13 protein-coding genes are annotated in these 16,463 nt (G+C 59.9%); 6 read left to right on the forward strand and 7 right to left on the reverse strand.

All coding sequences use genetic code 11. The features are described from left to right. Positions 1 to 54: 54 nt before the first annotated feature. Entirely contained in the window at positions 55 to 1,632 is a 1,578-nt protein-coding gene (locus tag EI293_RS15215) for an amino acid permease (RefSeq protein ID WP_125439321.1), read from the reverse strand. A gap of 226 nt (positions 1,633 to 1,858) precedes the next feature. On the opposite strand from EI293_RS15215, the gene EI293_RS15220 reads away from it, so the two are divergent. From EI293_RS15220 to sbcD, 3 genes are all read left to right on the forward strand, one after another. Next, positions 1,859 to 2,284 carry a hypothetical protein gene (locus EI293_RS15220; RefSeq protein ID WP_125439323.1) on the forward strand — a complete coding sequence of 142 codons (426 nt, stop codon included), beginning with the start codon at positions 1,859 to 1,861 and terminating at the stop codon, positions 2,282 to 2,284. A 295-nt stretch (positions 2,285 to 2,579) separates the two neighbouring features. Continuing rightward, the gene (locus EI293_RS15225) at positions 2,580 to 3,953 is read left to right on the forward strand and encodes an MBL fold metallo-hydrolase (protein ID WP_125439325.1); all 1,374 of its coding nucleotides are present in this window, start codon (positions 2,580 to 2,582) and stop codon (positions 3,951 to 3,953) included. Between the two features lie 133 nt (positions 3,954 to 4,086). Continuing rightward, positions 4,087 to 5,316, forward strand: coding sequence for an exonuclease subunit SbcD (gene sbcD / locus EI293_RS15230; protein WP_125439327.1), 1,230 nt, complete (start codon positions 4,087 to 4,089; stop codon positions 5,314 to 5,316). Positions 5,317 to 5,328: 12 nt separating this feature from the next. Here sbcD and EI293_RS15235 read toward each other — a convergent pair whose 3' ends face one another. After that, on the reverse strand, positions 5,329 to 6,603 hold the full coding sequence (locus EI293_RS15235; RefSeq protein ID WP_125439329.1) for a glycoside hydrolase family 2 TIM barrel-domain containing protein: 1,275 nt from the start codon (positions 6,601 to 6,603) through the stop codon (positions 5,329 to 5,331). Between the two features lie 263 nt (positions 6,604 to 6,866). On the opposite strand from EI293_RS15235, the gene EI293_RS15240 reads away from it, so the two are divergent. Then, complete coding sequence (locus EI293_RS15240; protein ID WP_125439331.1) at positions 6,867 to 7,664, forward strand: alpha/beta fold hydrolase; 798 nt, start codon at positions 6,867 to 6,869, stop codon at positions 7,662 to 7,664. A 74-nt stretch (positions 7,665 to 7,738) separates the two neighbouring features. Here EI293_RS15240 and EI293_RS15245 read toward each other — a convergent pair whose 3' ends face one another. The 5 genes from EI293_RS15245 to EI293_RS15265 all read right to left on the reverse strand — a co-directional run bounded on the left by EI293_RS15245 (position 7,739) and on the right by EI293_RS15265 (position 12,159). Beyond that, positions 7,739 to 8,161 carry a VOC family protein gene (locus tag EI293_RS15245; RefSeq protein WP_125439333.1) on the reverse strand — a complete coding sequence of 141 codons (423 nt, stop codon included), beginning with the start codon at positions 8,159 to 8,161 and terminating at the stop codon, positions 7,739 to 7,741. 35 nt (positions 8,162 to 8,196) lie between these two features. Then, positions 8,197 to 8,808 (reverse strand): hypothetical protein, encoded by a 612-nt coding sequence (locus tag EI293_RS15250; protein ID WP_125439335.1) that lies wholly within the window; start codon positions 8,806 to 8,808, stop codon positions 8,197 to 8,199. A 23-nt stretch (positions 8,809 to 8,831) separates the two neighbouring features. Next, positions 8,832 to 11,129, reverse strand: a complete 2,298-nt coding sequence (locus EI293_RS15255) for a GH92 family glycosyl hydrolase (protein WP_125439337.1) — start codon at positions 11,127 to 11,129, stop codon at positions 8,832 to 8,834. Between the two features lie 78 nt (positions 11,130 to 11,207). Then, positions 11,208 to 11,600, reverse strand: coding sequence for a hypothetical protein (locus tag EI293_RS15260; protein ID WP_125439339.1), 393 nt, complete (start codon positions 11,598 to 11,600; stop codon positions 11,208 to 11,210). Positions 11,601 to 11,649: 49 nt separating this feature from the next. Next, positions 11,650 to 12,159, reverse strand: coding sequence for a nuclear transport factor 2 family protein (locus EI293_RS15265; RefSeq protein WP_125439341.1), 510 nt, complete (start codon positions 12,157 to 12,159; stop codon positions 11,650 to 11,652). Between the two features lie 120 nt (positions 12,160 to 12,279). Here EI293_RS15265 and EI293_RS15270 point away from each other — a divergent pair, with 120 nt between their 5' ends. Together EI293_RS15270 and EI293_RS15275 are read left to right on the forward strand one after the other, a co-directional pair. Next, positions 12,280 to 12,864, forward strand: coding sequence for a hypothetical protein (locus EI293_RS15270; protein WP_125439343.1), 585 nt, complete (start codon positions 12,280 to 12,282; stop codon positions 12,862 to 12,864). A gap of 142 nt (positions 12,865 to 13,006) precedes the next feature. Continuing rightward, positions 13,007 to 16,438 carry an AAA family ATPase gene (locus EI293_RS15275; RefSeq protein WP_125439345.1) on the forward strand — a complete coding sequence of 1,144 codons (3,432 nt, stop codon included), beginning with the start codon at positions 13,007 to 13,009 and terminating at the stop codon, positions 16,436 to 16,438. Positions 16,439 to 16,463 lie beyond the last annotated feature (25 nt).

Below are 16,463 nucleotides of genomic sequence, written 5' to 3' on the forward strand. Positions count from 1 at the left end.
AAAAGCCCCGCCGGAGCTATTCCGGCGGGGCTTTTTTGTGACTGCTAAGGCTGATTACATGTTTTTGGGGTCAGGCTCGATGAATGCCTGCTCCTCCATTTCGGTGGGAACCACCACAATGCCCTGCTGGAGCTTGGAGTTGCGCTTACCGTAGAGGAAGTACACCACGAAACCCAGCAGCATCCATACCATGGCCACCTCCAAGGTGAATGAGTCGAGGGCGGCAATCATGCCCAGGCACACCACAATGCCCAGAATGGGCACCAGTGGAAGGGAAGGCGACGACAGCGGGGCCCGGAACGGCCGGGGCTGCGCGGGGTCCGACTTACGCATGATCCAAACGCCGGCCGATACCAGCACGAAGGCCAGCAAGGTGCCGAAAGAGGTCAGGTCGCCTGCCAGGGAACCGGGCACGAAAGCCGCAAAAGCGCCCACGAACACCAGCAGAGCCAGGTTCGATTTGTACGGTGTGCGGAACTTAGGGTGCAGTTCGGAGAAAGCCTTGGGCATCAGCCCGTCTTTGGCCATGGAGAAGAACACGCGGCTCTGGCCCATCAGCATCACCAGAATTACCGAGGAGAAACCGGCCAGAATAGCTACCGTCACGGCCGTGCTCAGCCAGCCGTAGCCTTTCATCAGGCCAATAGCATACACTACCGAGGCCTCACCACCCTTGGCTGGGTCAGCAAAATCCTTCCAGTTAGCCACCCCCGTCAGTACGTGTCCGAACAGGATGTACAGTACGGTACAAACGGCCAGGGAGCCCAGAATACCGATGGGCATATCGCGCTTGGGGTTTTTGGCCTCCTGCGCGGCGGTGCTCACGGCATCAAAGCCGATAAAGGCGAAGAACACGATGGCCGCGCCGCCCAGAATACCGCCCATACCGTGCTTGTTCCAGCCCTCGTAGGTACGCAGAATTTTACCAGCCGAGTCTTTTACCACCGCATCCTCGGGGATGAGGTAGGGCGTGTGGTTGGCCGGCTCAATGAACTGCCAGCCCACCGCAATGAAAATCAGCACAATGGCCACTTTCACTACCACAATAACGGAGTTGAAGGTAGCCGACTCCTGGGTGCCTTTGATGAGCAGCAGGCTCAGCAAAATGATAACCAATAGGGCGGGCAGGTTCAAGAAACCGGAATGGACTACGCCGTCGATGGTGGCGCTTTCCAGGGGTGAGTGGCACCATTCGTAAGGTATACTCATCCCAAAGACTTCCAGCAGCTTATTCAGGTATTCACTCCAGGCAATACTCACGGTAGCGGCCCCCAGGGCGTACTCCATGATCAGGGCCCAGCCGATAGTCCAGGCCACAAATTCACCCATGGTGGTGTAGGCGTAGGTATAAGCCGAGCCGGCAATAGGAATCATGGCGGCAAACTCGGCGTAACACAAACCGGCAAACGCGCAGCCGATAGCGGCCACGATGAAAGCCAGCGTAACACCCGGGCCCGAGGCCTGCGCGGCGGCCGCAGCCGTGCGCACAAACAGGCCGGCCCCGATGATAGCCCCGACGCCCAGGGCCACGAGGTTGGCTGCACCCAACGTGCGCTTCAGCGAGCCTTCCCCGGAGGAGTTGGCCTCGCCCAGCAGCTGAGCCAGCGGTTTTTTGGCGAAAATATTTGCCATACAGGTTATTGAGAGGAAAGAGAAAAAGGTGAGACGAGGATTGTGAATTTGGCAAAAAAAGCAGCCTGCAAGCCGCTCCGTGGCCCGAATATAGGCGTTTCTACTGATTGAAAGGGCCTGCCTGCAAGTGAGCCGGTGGTTTTTGGGGCTAAGCATTAAACCCGGCCTTCCTCCGGCCCTCTAACCGACCATATTCTGTCACACAGACTCCTGCCACATGAAAAAGATGCTTGCCCTCTTGACCGCCGTTATGCTGGCGGCTGGTTCCGTTTCGGCCCAGACTGCCGCCGCGCCTATGGCCCGCCCCGACGGCACTGCCCAAGACCGCCCCAACATGACGCCCGAGCAACGGGCCGATTTCCAGACTCAGCGCCTTATCAAGCAGCTCAGCCTCTCGACCGAGCAGACGCCCAAAGTGCGGGCCATTGCCTTGGCTCAGGCCCAGGAAATGCAAAACCTCCGGACCAAATATGCTACCGCCGACACCCGCCAAGGCATGGGTCAGGAGCTGAAATCGGCTCAGGAAAAGACGGATGCGCAATTGAAGGACGTCCTGACTGCCGACCAATACACCCGATACACGCAACTGCGCGAGAATCGGATGGATAAGCACCAGAATAAGCGTGGCAGTAAGCTGAAGGTCAAAAGCTAGTCTTTTTCTTTCTGCAATCTGGAAAGCCCTGGCCACCACTGGCCGGGGCTTTTTCAGTTGTCTTTTCCCGGCAGTAAAAGCCTGCCGCACGTAACTTTATGCCGCGCTGACTGCGCAAATGCACACGCCACATTTCAATCCGTCAACCAACTTGTAATTAACATAGTAACAGCCATTCGCACTACTTTATCCGGTATACTTGTAACATAAGGCGGCCTTGGTGCCTATATTTGACCATATGCCTTTGCGCTCTGGCCTGATCCGGCCGAAAGGCATCCACCACATCTAACACCCCATGAGTCCTCTGCCCAGTAGTACCGGTTCGGTACAGATTCAGCAGTTTTACGACAAAGGCCTGGCCCACGCGAGCTACGCCATCCGCAGCGGCCGGCAGGTGGCCATCATCGACCCGGCCCGCGACCCGCAACAGTATTATGATTTCGCCGACGAGCACGACGCTAAAATCGTGGCCGTTATTGAAACCCACCCGCACGCCGATTTTGTCAGCAGCCACCTGGAAATTGCGCAGGAAACCGGTGCTGTCATTTATGTAAGCAAGCTGGTGAAAGCCAGCTACCCTCATCAGGCCTTCGACGACGACCAACGCATTGTGCTTGGTACCGTGGAGCTGCACGCCCTCAACACGCCCGGCCACTCACCGGATTCCATCAGCGTTCTGCTACTGGATGAGTTGGGCCAGACGCGCGCCGTATTCACCGGTGACACGCTGTTTGTGGGCGACGTAGGCCGCCCCGACCTGCGCGAATCGGATCTGGTGGGTGGGCACAGCCGGGAAAGCCTGGCCGCTCAGCTGTACCAGAGCACCCGCCAGAAGCTGATGACGCTGCCCGCTACCACCAAAGTGTATCCGGCCCACGGCCCCGGCTCCCTCTGCGGCAAAACCACTTCCCCTGACCTGGATAGTACCATTGGCAAAGAAGTAAAAACCAACTATGCCCTCCAGCCCATGTCGGAGGATGAATTTATCCGGGTGTTGCTGGAAGACCAACCCTTTATGCCCAAGTATTTCGGGCACGATGTGGTGTTGAACAAACAGGGCGCGTTGCCTTTCGAGGACAGCGTGCGGGCGGTACCGCGCCTGCAGCCGGGTACCCCACTGGAGCCCGGTATCGTAGTTATCGATACGCGGCCGGCGGCTGAGTTCCGGGACGGTCACCTGCTCGGGGCTATCAACCTGATGGATGGCGGCAAGTTTGAAACCTGGCTGGGTTCCATCGTCGGGCCGGAGGAGCCGTTTTACCTGGTCGCCGATTCGCAGATTGCCCTCGATATCGTGATTCGTAAAGCGGCCAAAATCGGGTACGAAGGCAATATAAAAGGCGCTTTGCTTACCCCCCGTGAGTTGCCCGCCACCGCCCCCGACGTGGAGGTGGAGCACGTACGCCAACAGCCCCGGGACTTCACCATCGTGGATATCCGCAACCGTACCGAGGCCCAGCAGCCCGTTTTTGAGGATGCGTTGGTTATCCCGCTGCCCGAACTGCGCGAACGGGCCCACGAAATCCCGACTGATAAGCCCATCCTCATTCACTGCGCGGGTGGCTACCGCTCGGCCGCCGGCAGCAGCATCGTACAGGCCGCCTTGCCGGCGGCCACGGTATACGACCTGAGCGAGCATATCACCGAATTTCAGAAGCAGACCGTTTAGAAGTCGGTTCCCGCAGAGGTGCGCGGAGGAAAAAAGCAGAGGTTCGCGGAGGTCGTTCTTCTGCGAACCTCTGCTTTTTTCCTCCGCGCACTTCTGCGGGAACCACTGTTTGTACTGTTTCGCTTACTACACCATGCGCGTACTACATACTGCCGACTGGCACCTGGGCCAGCGGTTTATTCAGGGCAATGAGCGCACGGAGGAGCACCGCCACTTTCTGGAATGGCTGGTGCAGACGGTGCAGGAGCAGCAGGTAGAGGTGCTGGTAGTAGCCGGCGACGTTTTCGATACCGGCTCACCTTCCAACCAGGCCCTGGAACTCTACTACAGCTTCCTGCTGAACATGCGCCGGACCGCCTGCCGCGACATTGTGGTGGTGGGCGGCAACCACGACTCCCCGGCCACGCTGAATGCCCCGGCCCGGCTCCTGCGCCACCTGCAGGTGCATGTGGTGGGCTGCGTGCCGGAGTGTTTTGAGGAACAGGTACTGGTGCTGGATGATGCCCACGGCAAACCCGGGCTGGTGGTGTGCGCCATACCGTTTCTGCGCGACCGGGACGTGCGTCTTTCCGTGCCCGGCGAATCGGCGGAGGAACGGGAGGCGCGCATTAAGCAGGGCATTGCCGACCACTACGCCCGGATAGCCGAGGTAGAGCAGGTATGGCAGCTTAAAGACCTGGGCCTGCCCGTGCTGGCTACCGGCCACCTCTACGCCGCCGGCGCTATGCCGTCCGATTCGGAGCGCACCATTCACGTCGGTAATCTGGGCCAGGTGACGGCCGACCATTTTCCGGAAATATTCGACTACGTGGCCCTGGGCCATTTGCACCGGCCCCAGCGCGTGGGCGGCCGGGAGCATATCCGCTACAGCGGCTCGCCCATCGCGCTGTCGTTTTCGGAAATTGACCACCCTAAAGAGGTGCTGCTGTTAGACTTCCAGGCTGGCAAGCTCACGGCGCTACGCAGCCTGCCGGTACCGGCGGTGCGCCGGCTGGTACGGTTTCACGGCACCCTAGAAGAGGTTACGTTGGGCCTAACATCCTACGACAATACCGGTTACGCTCTGCCCGCCTGGGCCGATGTGCAGATTCATTCCGAGCTTACCCAGCTGGAAGTGGCCGATGCCCTGCTCAAAGTAATTGGGGAGTTGGACCGCCGCCAGCTGGAAGTGCTGGCCCGGCGCCACTTCCGGCTCGTGAAGCTCCACGCCCTCGGTGCACCCAATGAAGCTGACGAGCCCCTCACCCGCAGCCTCCACGACTTTACGGAGCGCGAAGTATTTGAGCAGCGCCTGGAAGCCGAGCCCGAGGATAGCCGCGCCGAGCTGCTGCGCACCTTTGATGAGCTGTTGGAGCACCTGTAGCTGCATTGAGCCCTATTTCCCCTTCACGTAGAAAGGGATATTGGCCATAGCCACGTTGTTTTTGCCGTCATAGGTATACACAAAGAGGCGGTAAGCCCCTGGCTTGGCAGGAGCCGTAAGCGTGGTCGAGGCCCTGGCCCCTGCAGGTAGTAAGCCGGCAATGGCGGCGGGGCGGCTTTCCTGGTCGCCGCCGGCTTTGAGGTCGGTACTTTCCGGAAGTAGCTCGTAGCGGTACGTGAGCGGGTCTTTATCGGGGTCCGTGACGGCGGCCTGCACGGGGTATTTTTTGCCGGGGTGTAGCTGCACGCTGTCAGTGGCCAGCTTGCCATCAAGAGTGAATGAAGCCAGATGAGGTGCCCGGTTGGCAGGCCATTTACCGCTCCAGAGGTACTGCATCACATCCACCACTTCCGACTCCTTGCCGTCCTCCGTGAATATGCCGTACCATGTGGGCGTGCGCTCCTGCTTCTGGCCCCACAAAAACACGTAGGTGCCCAGGCACTGGGTTTTATCTTTCTGCACCGAGGCCTCGTAGCGGCTCTGATACACGGCGGCTTTCTGGCTGCTGGTTTCCTCCACCGAGGCCTTCCAAGGCGTCACGGGGCTTTCCCAGTGGCCGGTGGGGCCCCACTCGGCCACTACGTAGGGGCCGGTCCAGCCCATGGTGCGCACCTGTTGCGGAATGGCCGCCAGCCCGGCGTAGGTATTGATGCTCAGAATATCTACCGACGGGCATTTGGCCTTGATGTAGTCGACTTCCCGCTGCTCGAGGCCGGCCAACACGGTGCTGGTAGGGTGGTTGGGGTCTACTTCGTGAATCATGCGGGCAATCTGCTCCACGGCATCCCACACCTTGGGGTTCTTATATTCCAGGTTCAGCTCGTTGCCGATACCCCAGAAGAGTACGGCCGGGTTGTCCTTGTACTTTATGACCTCGGCGCGCACCTTCTGCAACTGGGCGGCCACGGCGGCGGGGTCGTCGTAGTTGAAGCCGTGCCGCTCCCGGGCCACATCGAGGCCCAGCATCACGGTAAGGCCGTTCTTATTCGCATCGGCCAGCACTTTCCCGGCCCCTTGCGTGCCCCAAGTGCGCAGGGAGTTGCCGCCGTAGGCCCGCACGCGCTCCGGAAACTGCCCCCCGCCCGCGCCTTTAATGAAGTAGGGCTGCCCGCCGCGCAACAGCTCGTAGCGGCCACCGGCTTGTTTCACCTCTACTTTAACGGGAGCAGTTTGGGCGTAAAGCGCAGCAGGAAAGGCCAACAGGGGCAGCAAAACAGAAATTTTCATGAGTAGACGCGGCAAATGAGCAGATGACAGGCTAAAGCTAACGTGGTTTTAATAAAATGTGGCACCGCTACCACGAAGCACCGCAAGTCGGCACCACCGCCCCGGTTGCATAACCGAAAATCACTGTCTCATTATGAGACAAATCTACCAACGTTGGGAAGTGTTTGTGCCGTTACTGCCTTATGCGGGGCGTATGGTGCATTATGAAAAAGGGGCCGCAGAATTGCTACGTGGGGTCCTCTCTCCTTTCCTCAGCTTATATCATGGATATAGTTCGTCGTCATCGTGTTTCGTCCTACGGGCACGGCACACGCCCCATTGTCTTTTCCCACGGCTTCGGCACCGATCAGCATGCCTGGCAATACGTGGCCCCCGCCTTTGCAGCCCGTCACCGGGTAGTTCTGTTCGATCTGGTGGGCGCGGGAGACTCTGATGCCGCCGCTTACGATTTCACCCGCTACCGCACCCTGGATGGCTACGTCGATGACCTGCTGACGCTGTTGCGCACGTTGCAGCTGCCGAAGGTGGTGTACGTGGGCCACTCCGTGAGTGGGATGATTGGGGTGCTGGCCGCCATCCGGGCGCCGGAACTGTTCGAGCGGCTGGTGCTGCTGGCCGCTTCCCCGTGCTACGTCAACGACGGCGACTACCCGGGGGGCTTCGACACTACCGATCTGGAAGAAATGCTGGGCTTCCTGGACCGCGACTTCCGGGCGTGGTCGAACACGATGGTTCCGCATCTGGTGGGCGGCGACATGCGGCCGGAGCTGGTGGATGAGGTACTGGCCAGCTTTTCCCGCGTCGACCCGGCCGTGGCCCGGCAGTTTGCCCGCGCCACCTTCCTGTCTGATTACCGCACCTGTCTTCCTCATCTGCGGATACCCGCCCTCATTGTGCAGTGCGCCGACGATTCTGTTGTCCCGGCTGAAGTGGGCCAGTACCTGCACGACCATCTGGCCGGCAGTACGCTGAACATTCTGAACACCACCGGGCACTATCCGCACCTGAATGCTCCGGTGGCTACCATTGCCGCCGTGGAGCGTTATCTGGCGCAGGCCTGACGGGGCCAGCGCAGGCATAGTTAAACTGGTATGAGAGTATGCTGCGCTAACCTCACGCCAGTTGGGCATCTACGCTACCGGGCGGGCTCCCACAGCTCTACCTTGTTTCCGTCGGCGTCCAGAATGTGAACGAACTTGCCGTAGTCGTGGCTAGCAATGTCATCCAGCACGGTTACGCCGTTGGCCTTCAGCTGCGTCACCAGCCCTTCGATATTCTGCACCCGGTAGTTGATCATGAAGCCTTTGCTGGAAGGCGCGAAATAGTCGCTGCCGGTCTGGAACGGGCTCCATTGCAGCGAGTTCACCTCCTCCGGCTTGTTCACGCTGCGCGACTCAAACGTGGAGCCCCAGTCGTTGACTTCCAACCCCAGGTTGTGGGCGTACCACTCCCGCGTTTCCTGCGGATTGTCGGAGAAAAAGAAAATGCCGCCGATGCCCATCACTTTGGGAGTAATGGTGGCTGGTTTGTTTGGGGTTTCGTTTTGTGGGTCGGCCATTTCGCTTTTTCTTACTGAGCACCAATTGTTTTGAGCTACTTGAGAAACACCTCTTTTAGTAAATCGAGGATTTCCTCAGTTGGTCTGGCTTCTGTATCAAGGGAAGTGAAAGGAACTACCACTTTAGGAAACTCATCCACAAAATGCATTTCCTCATGTGCTGGGAGATTATGTTTCTTCATAATTGATTCGAAGTGCTCCTTGTTCACACCCCATACTTTGATAAACTTCGATTCAGCTACATAAACCTCTACTAGAGTTTTCTCATCGTTGTAGATAAGCCCAAATTCTAAGTAGCAGTCTTGGACTAGCTCTTTATTCAAAGAAGCTAATTCTTCTAATACAAGAGTCTTATCCTGGTACTCGCCATGTATTACGTCATCTGCATCCTCATACCAACAGAAAATACAGGCACATCTATCAGGCAGCATGGCGGCTAGGTCTACCAGTACTTCCCACAGGCGCGAATTATTCACGTTCACTTCGGCGTAGAAACGAAATAATTGTTCAGGATCTTCTACCCCCGTTAGCACAAATCCTTCAACGAAAGCAGCTGCTTGACCTGCATCAACTTTTTTCCAATAGGCACGTGGCACCTCGCTTTTTGTGGCCAGTCTAATTGCTTTAGGGATTTCTAAATTTGACATAGTATTTTCTAATACAGATTATTTTACGGTTTGCCCGACATCGTAAACACCAATTCCCCGCCCTTCACCACATCAGTATACTGCAAAAACGGCCGCGTGAGCTTCTGGCCGTTGAGGCGGGCTTCCTTCACGTACACGTTTTTGTCGCTCTGGTTTTTGACGGTGATGCGGAAGGTATTGCCGTTTTCCAGATTCAGTGTTGCACCGTGCACGGCGGGGCTACCGAGGGCGTACTCCGGCGAGCCGGGCGCTACGGGGTAGAAACCCAGCGCCGAGAAGATGTACCAGGCCGACATCTGCCCGCAGTCGTCGTTGCCGCCGAGGCCATCGGGGGTGGGGCGGTACATCTTGGGCAGAATCATGCGGACGCGGGCCTGGGTTTTGTAGGGCTGGCTGGTCCAGTTGTAGAGGTAGGCGGCGTGGTGGGCGGGCTCGTTGCCGTGCACGTAGTTGCCGATGATACCGTCGCGGGTGATGTCCTCGGTTTCAGCGAAGAACTTATCCGGCAGGTGCATGGTGAACAGCGAATCGAGGTGGGGCAGAAACTTCTTCTCGCCGCCCATTTTGGCGATGAGCCCGGCGGGGTCCTGGGGCACGTAGAGGCTGTAGTTCCAGGCGTTGCCCTCGATGAAGCCCTGGTCGTTGGTGCTCAGCACGTCGAAGCGCGGGCGGAAGGAGCCGTCGGCGAGGCGGGGGCGCATAAACCCGATCCGGCTGTCGTACACGTTCTGCCAGTTGTGGGCGCGCTTGTTGAACTCGGCTTCAATATCTGCCTTACCCAGCTTGCGGGCCAGCTGGGCAATGCACCAGTCGTCGTAGGCATATTCCAGGGTTTTGGAAACCGACGCGCCGCTTTTGTCTTCGGGCACGTAACCCAGCTGCTCGTAGAGGCCGATGCCGTCGAAGCGCGCCTGGTGGGCAGTGGCCACGCAGGCGTCGAGGGCGCGCTGGGCCTGAGCGGCGGGCACCACGCCTTTCAGCACGGCATCTACTATTACGGGCACCGAGTGGTAGCCGATCATGCACCAGTTTTCGTTGGCATAGTGGCTCCAGATGGGCAGCATGTGCATCGTACTCTGGTCGTAGTGGGCCAGCATGCTCTGCACCATATCGGCGTTGCGCTTGGGTTGCAGCAGGTTGTAGAGCGGGTGCAGGGCGCGGTAGGTGTCCCAGAGCGAGAAGGTGGTGTAGTTGGTGAAGCCCTCCGCCTTATGGATGTTCTGGTCGAGGCCCCGGTACTGGCCATCCACGTCCATGTAGGTGGTGGGACTGAGGGCGGCGTGGTACATGGCGGTGTAGAAGTTCTCCTTGTCCACCCGTTTCGGCGACTCAACAACCACCTTGCCTAGCTCCTGCTGCCACTGCGCCTGCCCGGCCCGCTTCACGGCCTCGAAGTCCCAGCCCGGAATTTCGGCCCGCATGTTGCGCAGCGCCCCCTCGGTGCTCACGCCCGACAAGGCCATTTTCACTTTCACCTTCTCCCCGGCCGTGGTCTTGAAATCGAAGAACAGGCGCAGCTGCTCACCGGCCAGCTCTGGGAAGTGCTGGCTCTGGTCGAAGCGGCCCCAGAAGCCCCGGTACACCTGATTCTTGGAGAGGTTGCGGCTGCCGTAGCTGGAAAACGGCTTCGAGAAGCTCATGGCGAAGTACTCGGTGCGGGTGCGCGCCCAGCCGTGGGTTTGGCGGTAGCCGGTTACCAGCGTGTCGTTTTCCACCCGCACAAACGTCCACACGTTCTTATCGGGGTAGTTGTAGATGCCGGCCGTGAGGTCGAGGATGATGTGCGCCTGCTCCGACTGCGGAAACGTGTACTGGTGCATGCCCACCCGGTTGGAAGCCGTCAGCTCGGCCAGAATGTCGTGGTCGTCGAGCTTCACGCGGTAGTAGGCCGGCTCGGCCACCTCGTTCTGGTGCGAAAACCGGGAGCGGAAGCCCCGCTCGGGCTGGTCGGCGGTACCGGGGTTGAGTTGGAGTGGCCCAGTGGTGGGCATCACCAGAAAGTCGCCGAGGTCGGAGTGGCCGGTGCCGCTGAAGTGGGTGTGCGAGAAGCCCACAATGGTTTTATCGGCGTACTGGTAGCCGGCGCAGTACTCGTACACGCGGGGGTTGTACTTGCCGCTGAGCTCGTAGCCGACGGTGTCGGTATCGGGCGAGAGCTGCACCATGCCGAAGGGCACCGTGGCCCCCGGGTAGGTGTGCCCCATCCGGGCCGTGCCCACCAGCGGCTTGGCGTACTGCACCAGGTTTTCGGTGGACCTAGCTTTCTGGGCGAAGGTTGGAACGGTGGCAAGGAGCAGCGCGGCGAGCGGCAGTAGTTTCATCAGCTTCGGGGGTGGCGTTGAAGCTGGCAAGGTAGGAAAGACCTTCTCTTCGTTATCATCTATTTATCAGCCTACTCATCACTCTGCGACAGATTTAATCACTCCAAAGCAGGTTCGTCTGAGTGAGCAGACTCGTGTGTCAACAGGCACAGATACGTTTGCTGATTCAGAAATTACCTCTGGACTGATCATCACTAACTCACCACTAGCAAACTTCTTACTCAGATTACACAGCTCCAATACTTTTATAGTATCGTCTTCTATTGTTCTTACCAGAGTTACGGACGCAGTTGGCACTACTCCACATAACTCATTAGTATTCTGATGAAAAATCACCCGACCTTTTACATTATCAGGACTAACGAAGTATTGCCAATTGCCCTGACAATTTTCCCGCTCTACTACGGTCAGCGTTGCAAGTCCGTAGCTAAATAAACCAGCAACTAGTGTAGCAATAGCAGTTCTTATCATTTCAAGTGAAGTAAAGTAGCGTAATCATATTCTTTACTAATCCTGCCAATCAATGCCCATAACTCACCACCCGCGTCACCTGCCAGCGCCCGTCGCGTAGGCGCCACACCATCATGTTCTTGAAGGTGCCGCAGTCGTCGCGGCCGTTTTCCACGTGGCAGAAGCGGCGCTGGTAGGTTTCCACTGCCCCGTAGCTGTTGATGGGATATACTTCCAAGGTGCCGGGCACGAGCTGGCGGTTTAGGCCGGTGGTTTTGTTCTGGTCGAACAGGCGCTGGAAACCCTGCATGGTTTGCTGGAAATTGGCCAGGCCGCCCTTGTCGTGGTAGAATTCCAGGTCTTCAGCGAAGAAAGTCTGAAGCGTGGCCACATCGTGCCGGTTGAAGGCCACAAACATCAGGCTGTCCTGCCGGGCAATGGCGCGGTACAGCTCCGGCGACACCGGCGGCGGGGCCGCGGCCGTTGCGGGGGCGGCGGGGCGAACCGGGGCGCAGGCGGCGGCCAGGAGCAGGAGCAGCGCGGGTAGCGGCGGGAGTTTTAGTGGCACTGAGGGAAGCATGAAGGATAGCAAGGTAGACTTTCTGCGTGTTTCCTTTCAGGACACTGGCCACTGGTTGGCGGAAAGCCCATTCGTAGCAGTAGCCCGTATAAGTGGAACTCTCATCAGCCAGCGCTGCGTATGAAAAAGCTACTTTCTTTCCTTACTCTGCTGCTTACCGGTTGCATTACCTGTCAGGAAATAGCGCTACTACCCGAGGAACGGGCCTGGCTTGGTTCTTACAAAGAGGGCCAGCAGGTGGTTTTCCGCAGCAACCGGGGTAATACTAACACGGCCACAGTGCTAAAGCCGCAGGAGTGGCACACCAACACCGACTGCAACTGGATGGAATCGGGCCGGTACCAGCCTATATTCTCCCAAATTGTGCTACGCCCCAGCTCCATTTACAGCGACAAGAACCGGGACTTCGTGGTGAATCTGCGCAAAAACACTCCCGAGCGCCCCGCCGATTTGTCGTTCAGCATAGCCGGCCTGGAGTGTCTTACTGCCTCCAAAGAGGGGGAGATTCTTTCCAAACTACAGCAGCAGGCCTGCACCCTGAGCACCACCGGCAAAAGCTACCCGGCCGCCTACGTTTTTCGGCAGGGCCGGAATGCTACCATCTATGGCGGTGGGCAGCTACAGGCTTTTTTCTGGGACAAGCAGGACGGCCTGATCCGCTATGAACTGACTACTGGGGAGGTATTTGATTTGGTGAGCCGATAAGTACCGGCACGTGGCAGGCAGCGTAATATGGCCGCCATTTCCACCAGATTGAGTCCGGGCATGGCTATCTTTGCAGATACCGCCACGCCATTCCAGTAGTCCGGGGCGAATTATATTTCCGCTTTGGTGCCTTGGTTGCCGCATGAAAATTCTCCGCGTCCGTTTTCTCAACCTCAACTCTTTGCGCGGGGAGCACACCGTTGATTTCAGTCTCTCGCCTCTTTCTGATGCGGGCCTGTTTGCCATTACCGGAGCCACGGGCGCGGGCAAAACCACCATCCTCGATGCCATTACCCTGGCCCTCTACGGCCAGGTGCCCCGCCACGAAACCAGCGGCCCCGAGCACGTGATGAGCCACGGCACCGGCGAGAGCTGGGCCGAGGTGGAGTTTGAGGTCAACGGCCGGCAGTTTCGCAGCAAGTGGGGTCAGCACCGGGGCCGTCGTAAACCGGAAAACCCGCTCCAGGATTCCAGAATGGAGTTGAGCGAGCGGCAGGTGGCGGCCGATGGCACCGAGAGCTGGGGGTTTCTGGAAACCTACAAATCGAAAGTTCCTGCGAAAGTAGCCGAGCTGAGCGGACTGGAATACAAGCAGTTCCTGCGCTCCGTGCTCTTGGCCCAGGGCGACTTCACCCGCTTCCTGAAGGCCCCGGCCGGCGAGCGGGCCCAGCTGCTGGAGAAGATTACCGACACCCGCAAATACTCCGATATTTCCCGGGCAGCCTTCGAGCGGGCCAAGCAGCAAAATCAGCTGGTGGAGCAGCTGCGCATCGGGCTGGAAGGCGTTAGCCTGCTGTCGGCGGAGGAAGTGGCCTTTTTGGAAAGCGAAGTGCAGAACCTGACCCAGCAGCTTGCTACGGCCACCGCCGCCCAGGAGCAGCTGCGCGCGGCGCGGCAGTGGCACCAGCGCCTGCTGGAGCTGCGCCAGAAGCTGCACACTACGCACCAGCGCCGGCAGCAGCTTCAGGCCGAGGCTGAAACCCTCACGCCGCTTCGCCAGCGCTTGGCCCTGCACCAGCAGGCCGCCCCCTTCGCCACCGAGTATGCCCTGCTGCGCCAGACCGATGAGCAGCTGGTGCGCCTGCTGCGGGAAGTAGCGCAGCTCCGCGCCCAGCTGCCGCAGCTGCAGGAGCGCCGGGCCGCCGCCGATGCGGCCCGCACCGCCGCCCAGCAGGTCCACGAAGCCGCCACCGCCACCTACAAAACCCATGACCCCAAGCTGCGCGAGGCCGAGCAGCTGGATGTGCTGATGGCCGAGGCCCGGCGTCAGCTCACCCAGGGTAAGGCCGAATACGAGGAGAAAAACGAGCAGTGCAAACGGCTGAAAGCGGTGGCCGAGCAGGCGGGGCAGCGCGCCGGCATCTTGCAGGAGCAGGTAAAAGAGGCCGACAAATGGTTGCTGCTGAACACCGTGGTGAGTAAGCTGGCCGCCGACCTGCCCGAGCTGGCGGCCAACCTGCAGCAGTGGGCCAGTCTGAAAACCACCCTCGGCCAGTTGGGACAGCGCCTGCACGAAGCCCGGCAGCGCCAGCAGCTGGCCGCCACCGAGGCGGCAACCCAGCAGCAGGCTGCTTCGGTGGCCCGCCAGCAGCTCCAGGACCATACCAGCCGTTTCGAGGAAGCCAGCCAGGTCCGCAACGAGTGGCTGCAACGCCTGCGCTACCACGTGAGTAGTCTACACCAGGAGCAGGAACGGGAACAGCAGCACTGGGACGACCTGCGGCGCAGCCTGCAGATGCAGCAGCTGATTCTCTCGCACACCGACACCCGCCAACTGCTGGAAGCCGGCCGGCCCTGCCCCGTGTGCGGCGCCACCGAGCATCCCTATGTGGCCGGCGTGCTGGGCGTGAGCGAAGACGCGTTCCAGCGCGACCTGCAGCGGGAAGAAACGCTCAGCCAACGGGTTCGGACGCTGGGTACGCGCTTCAACCGCCTTAATACTTACGTGACCATGCTGGAGCAGACGGGCCCAGAGCCTGCTGCTCCTGTCGGCACCATTCAGCTGCTGCCCGAAACGGCCGAGAAAAGCGCCGCTGAGGAAGTGAAGCAGCTGGTGCAGACGCTGCGGGAGCTGCGGGAGCTGCTCACCACCGCCGACCAGCACCTGCGGCAGGCCCAGACCCGGCACGAAGCCGCTACTCAACAGCAGCTCGCCTACACCCAGGAAGTCACTAAACTGGCCCAGGAGTTGGCCGACGCTGAAGACCAGGTGCTGCCCGTCCGGGCTACCATCGAGAGTCAGGCACAATACTTTGGCCTGCCGTTCAGCAACGAAAACGGGCAGGCCCTGATGGAATTGGCCCGTCAGCGCATTATGGCGTTCGAACAGAAAACCCAGCAGCTCAACACTGCCCGGCAGGAGCTTGGGGGCGTAAGCGTGGAAGCCACCAAAGCCGAGGCCGACCAACAGGAACTGCAGGCTTGGCTGAAAATCCGTAAGCAGGAGTTGATGGAGCGGCACACGGCCATCCAGCAGCAACAGCAGCAGCGCCGGGAGTTGCTGCCTGAACCCAACATAGCCCTGGTGCGGCAGCGGCTGGAAGAGGCCGTACACCTTGCCGGGCAGCAACGCCAGCAGGCCGAGCAGCAGCAGCAGCAGCGCGAAACGGCCCATACGGTAGCGGCCGGCACGCTGCACCAGCGTGAGCAGGATGCCGACCGGCAGCAGCAGGCCCGGCAGCAGCAGCACGCGGCTTTGGTAGCGGGCCTTACGGCCGCCGGTCTTGCCCCCGACCCCGCCGCCCTGCCCGCCCTGCTCCTCCCCGACCCAGAGCTTACGACGCTGCAAACCCAGCTGCGCCGCCACGAGCAGGACGTTGCCCTGGTGAGCGAAACGCTGCAGGAAACGACTACGCTGCTCTTGGCGGAAGAGGAGCGCATCCTCACCCCGGAGCCGCCGGAAGCCGTTGACCAGCTGCTGGCCACCGGTAGCCAGCAGCTGGCGGCGCTCAACCAGCAGTTGGGGCAGCGCCAGGAGCGCCTGAATGCCCACCAGGCCGGCCAGCAGCGCCACGCCACCCTGGCCGCCGAGCTGGAAAAGCAACAGCAGGAGGCCCGGCGCTGGCGGCAGCTGGCCGAAATTATCGGCTCGGCCGATGGCAAGAAGTTCAGCGAGTTTGCCCAGGGCCTCACCCTGGCCCGCCTCACGGACCTGGCCAACCGCCACCTGCACCGCTTCACCGACCGGTACCGCATCCTGCGCAACCCCGAGCAGCACCTGGACCTGCTGATTCAGGACGAGTACCAGGCCGGGGCTACGCGCTCCATGAACTCGCTGTCGGGCGGGGAGAGTTTTTTGGTGAGCCTGGCCCTGGCGCTGGGCCTCTCGGAGCTGGCCGGCCGCCGTACCCAGATTGACACCCTGTTCATCGATGAAGGCTTCGGCACCCTCGACCCCGACACGCTGGACGTGGCTCTTTCAGCGCTGGAAATGCTGCAGGGCACCGGCAAAACCATCGGCATCATCTCCCACGTCGAAGGTCTGAAAGAACGCATTGCCACCCAGATCAACGTGCGCAAGGAAGCCGGGGGCGTCAGCTCCCTGCGGGTGGTTGGCTTCGGGGAAGAGGTATAACCGGTTCTTTGAAAGAACCGGCATT

This window comes from Hymenobacter perfusus (assembly GCF_003944765.1).
Taxonomy (GTDB): Bacteria; Bacteroidota; Bacteroidia; order Cytophagales; family Hymenobacteraceae; genus Hymenobacter; species Hymenobacter perfusus.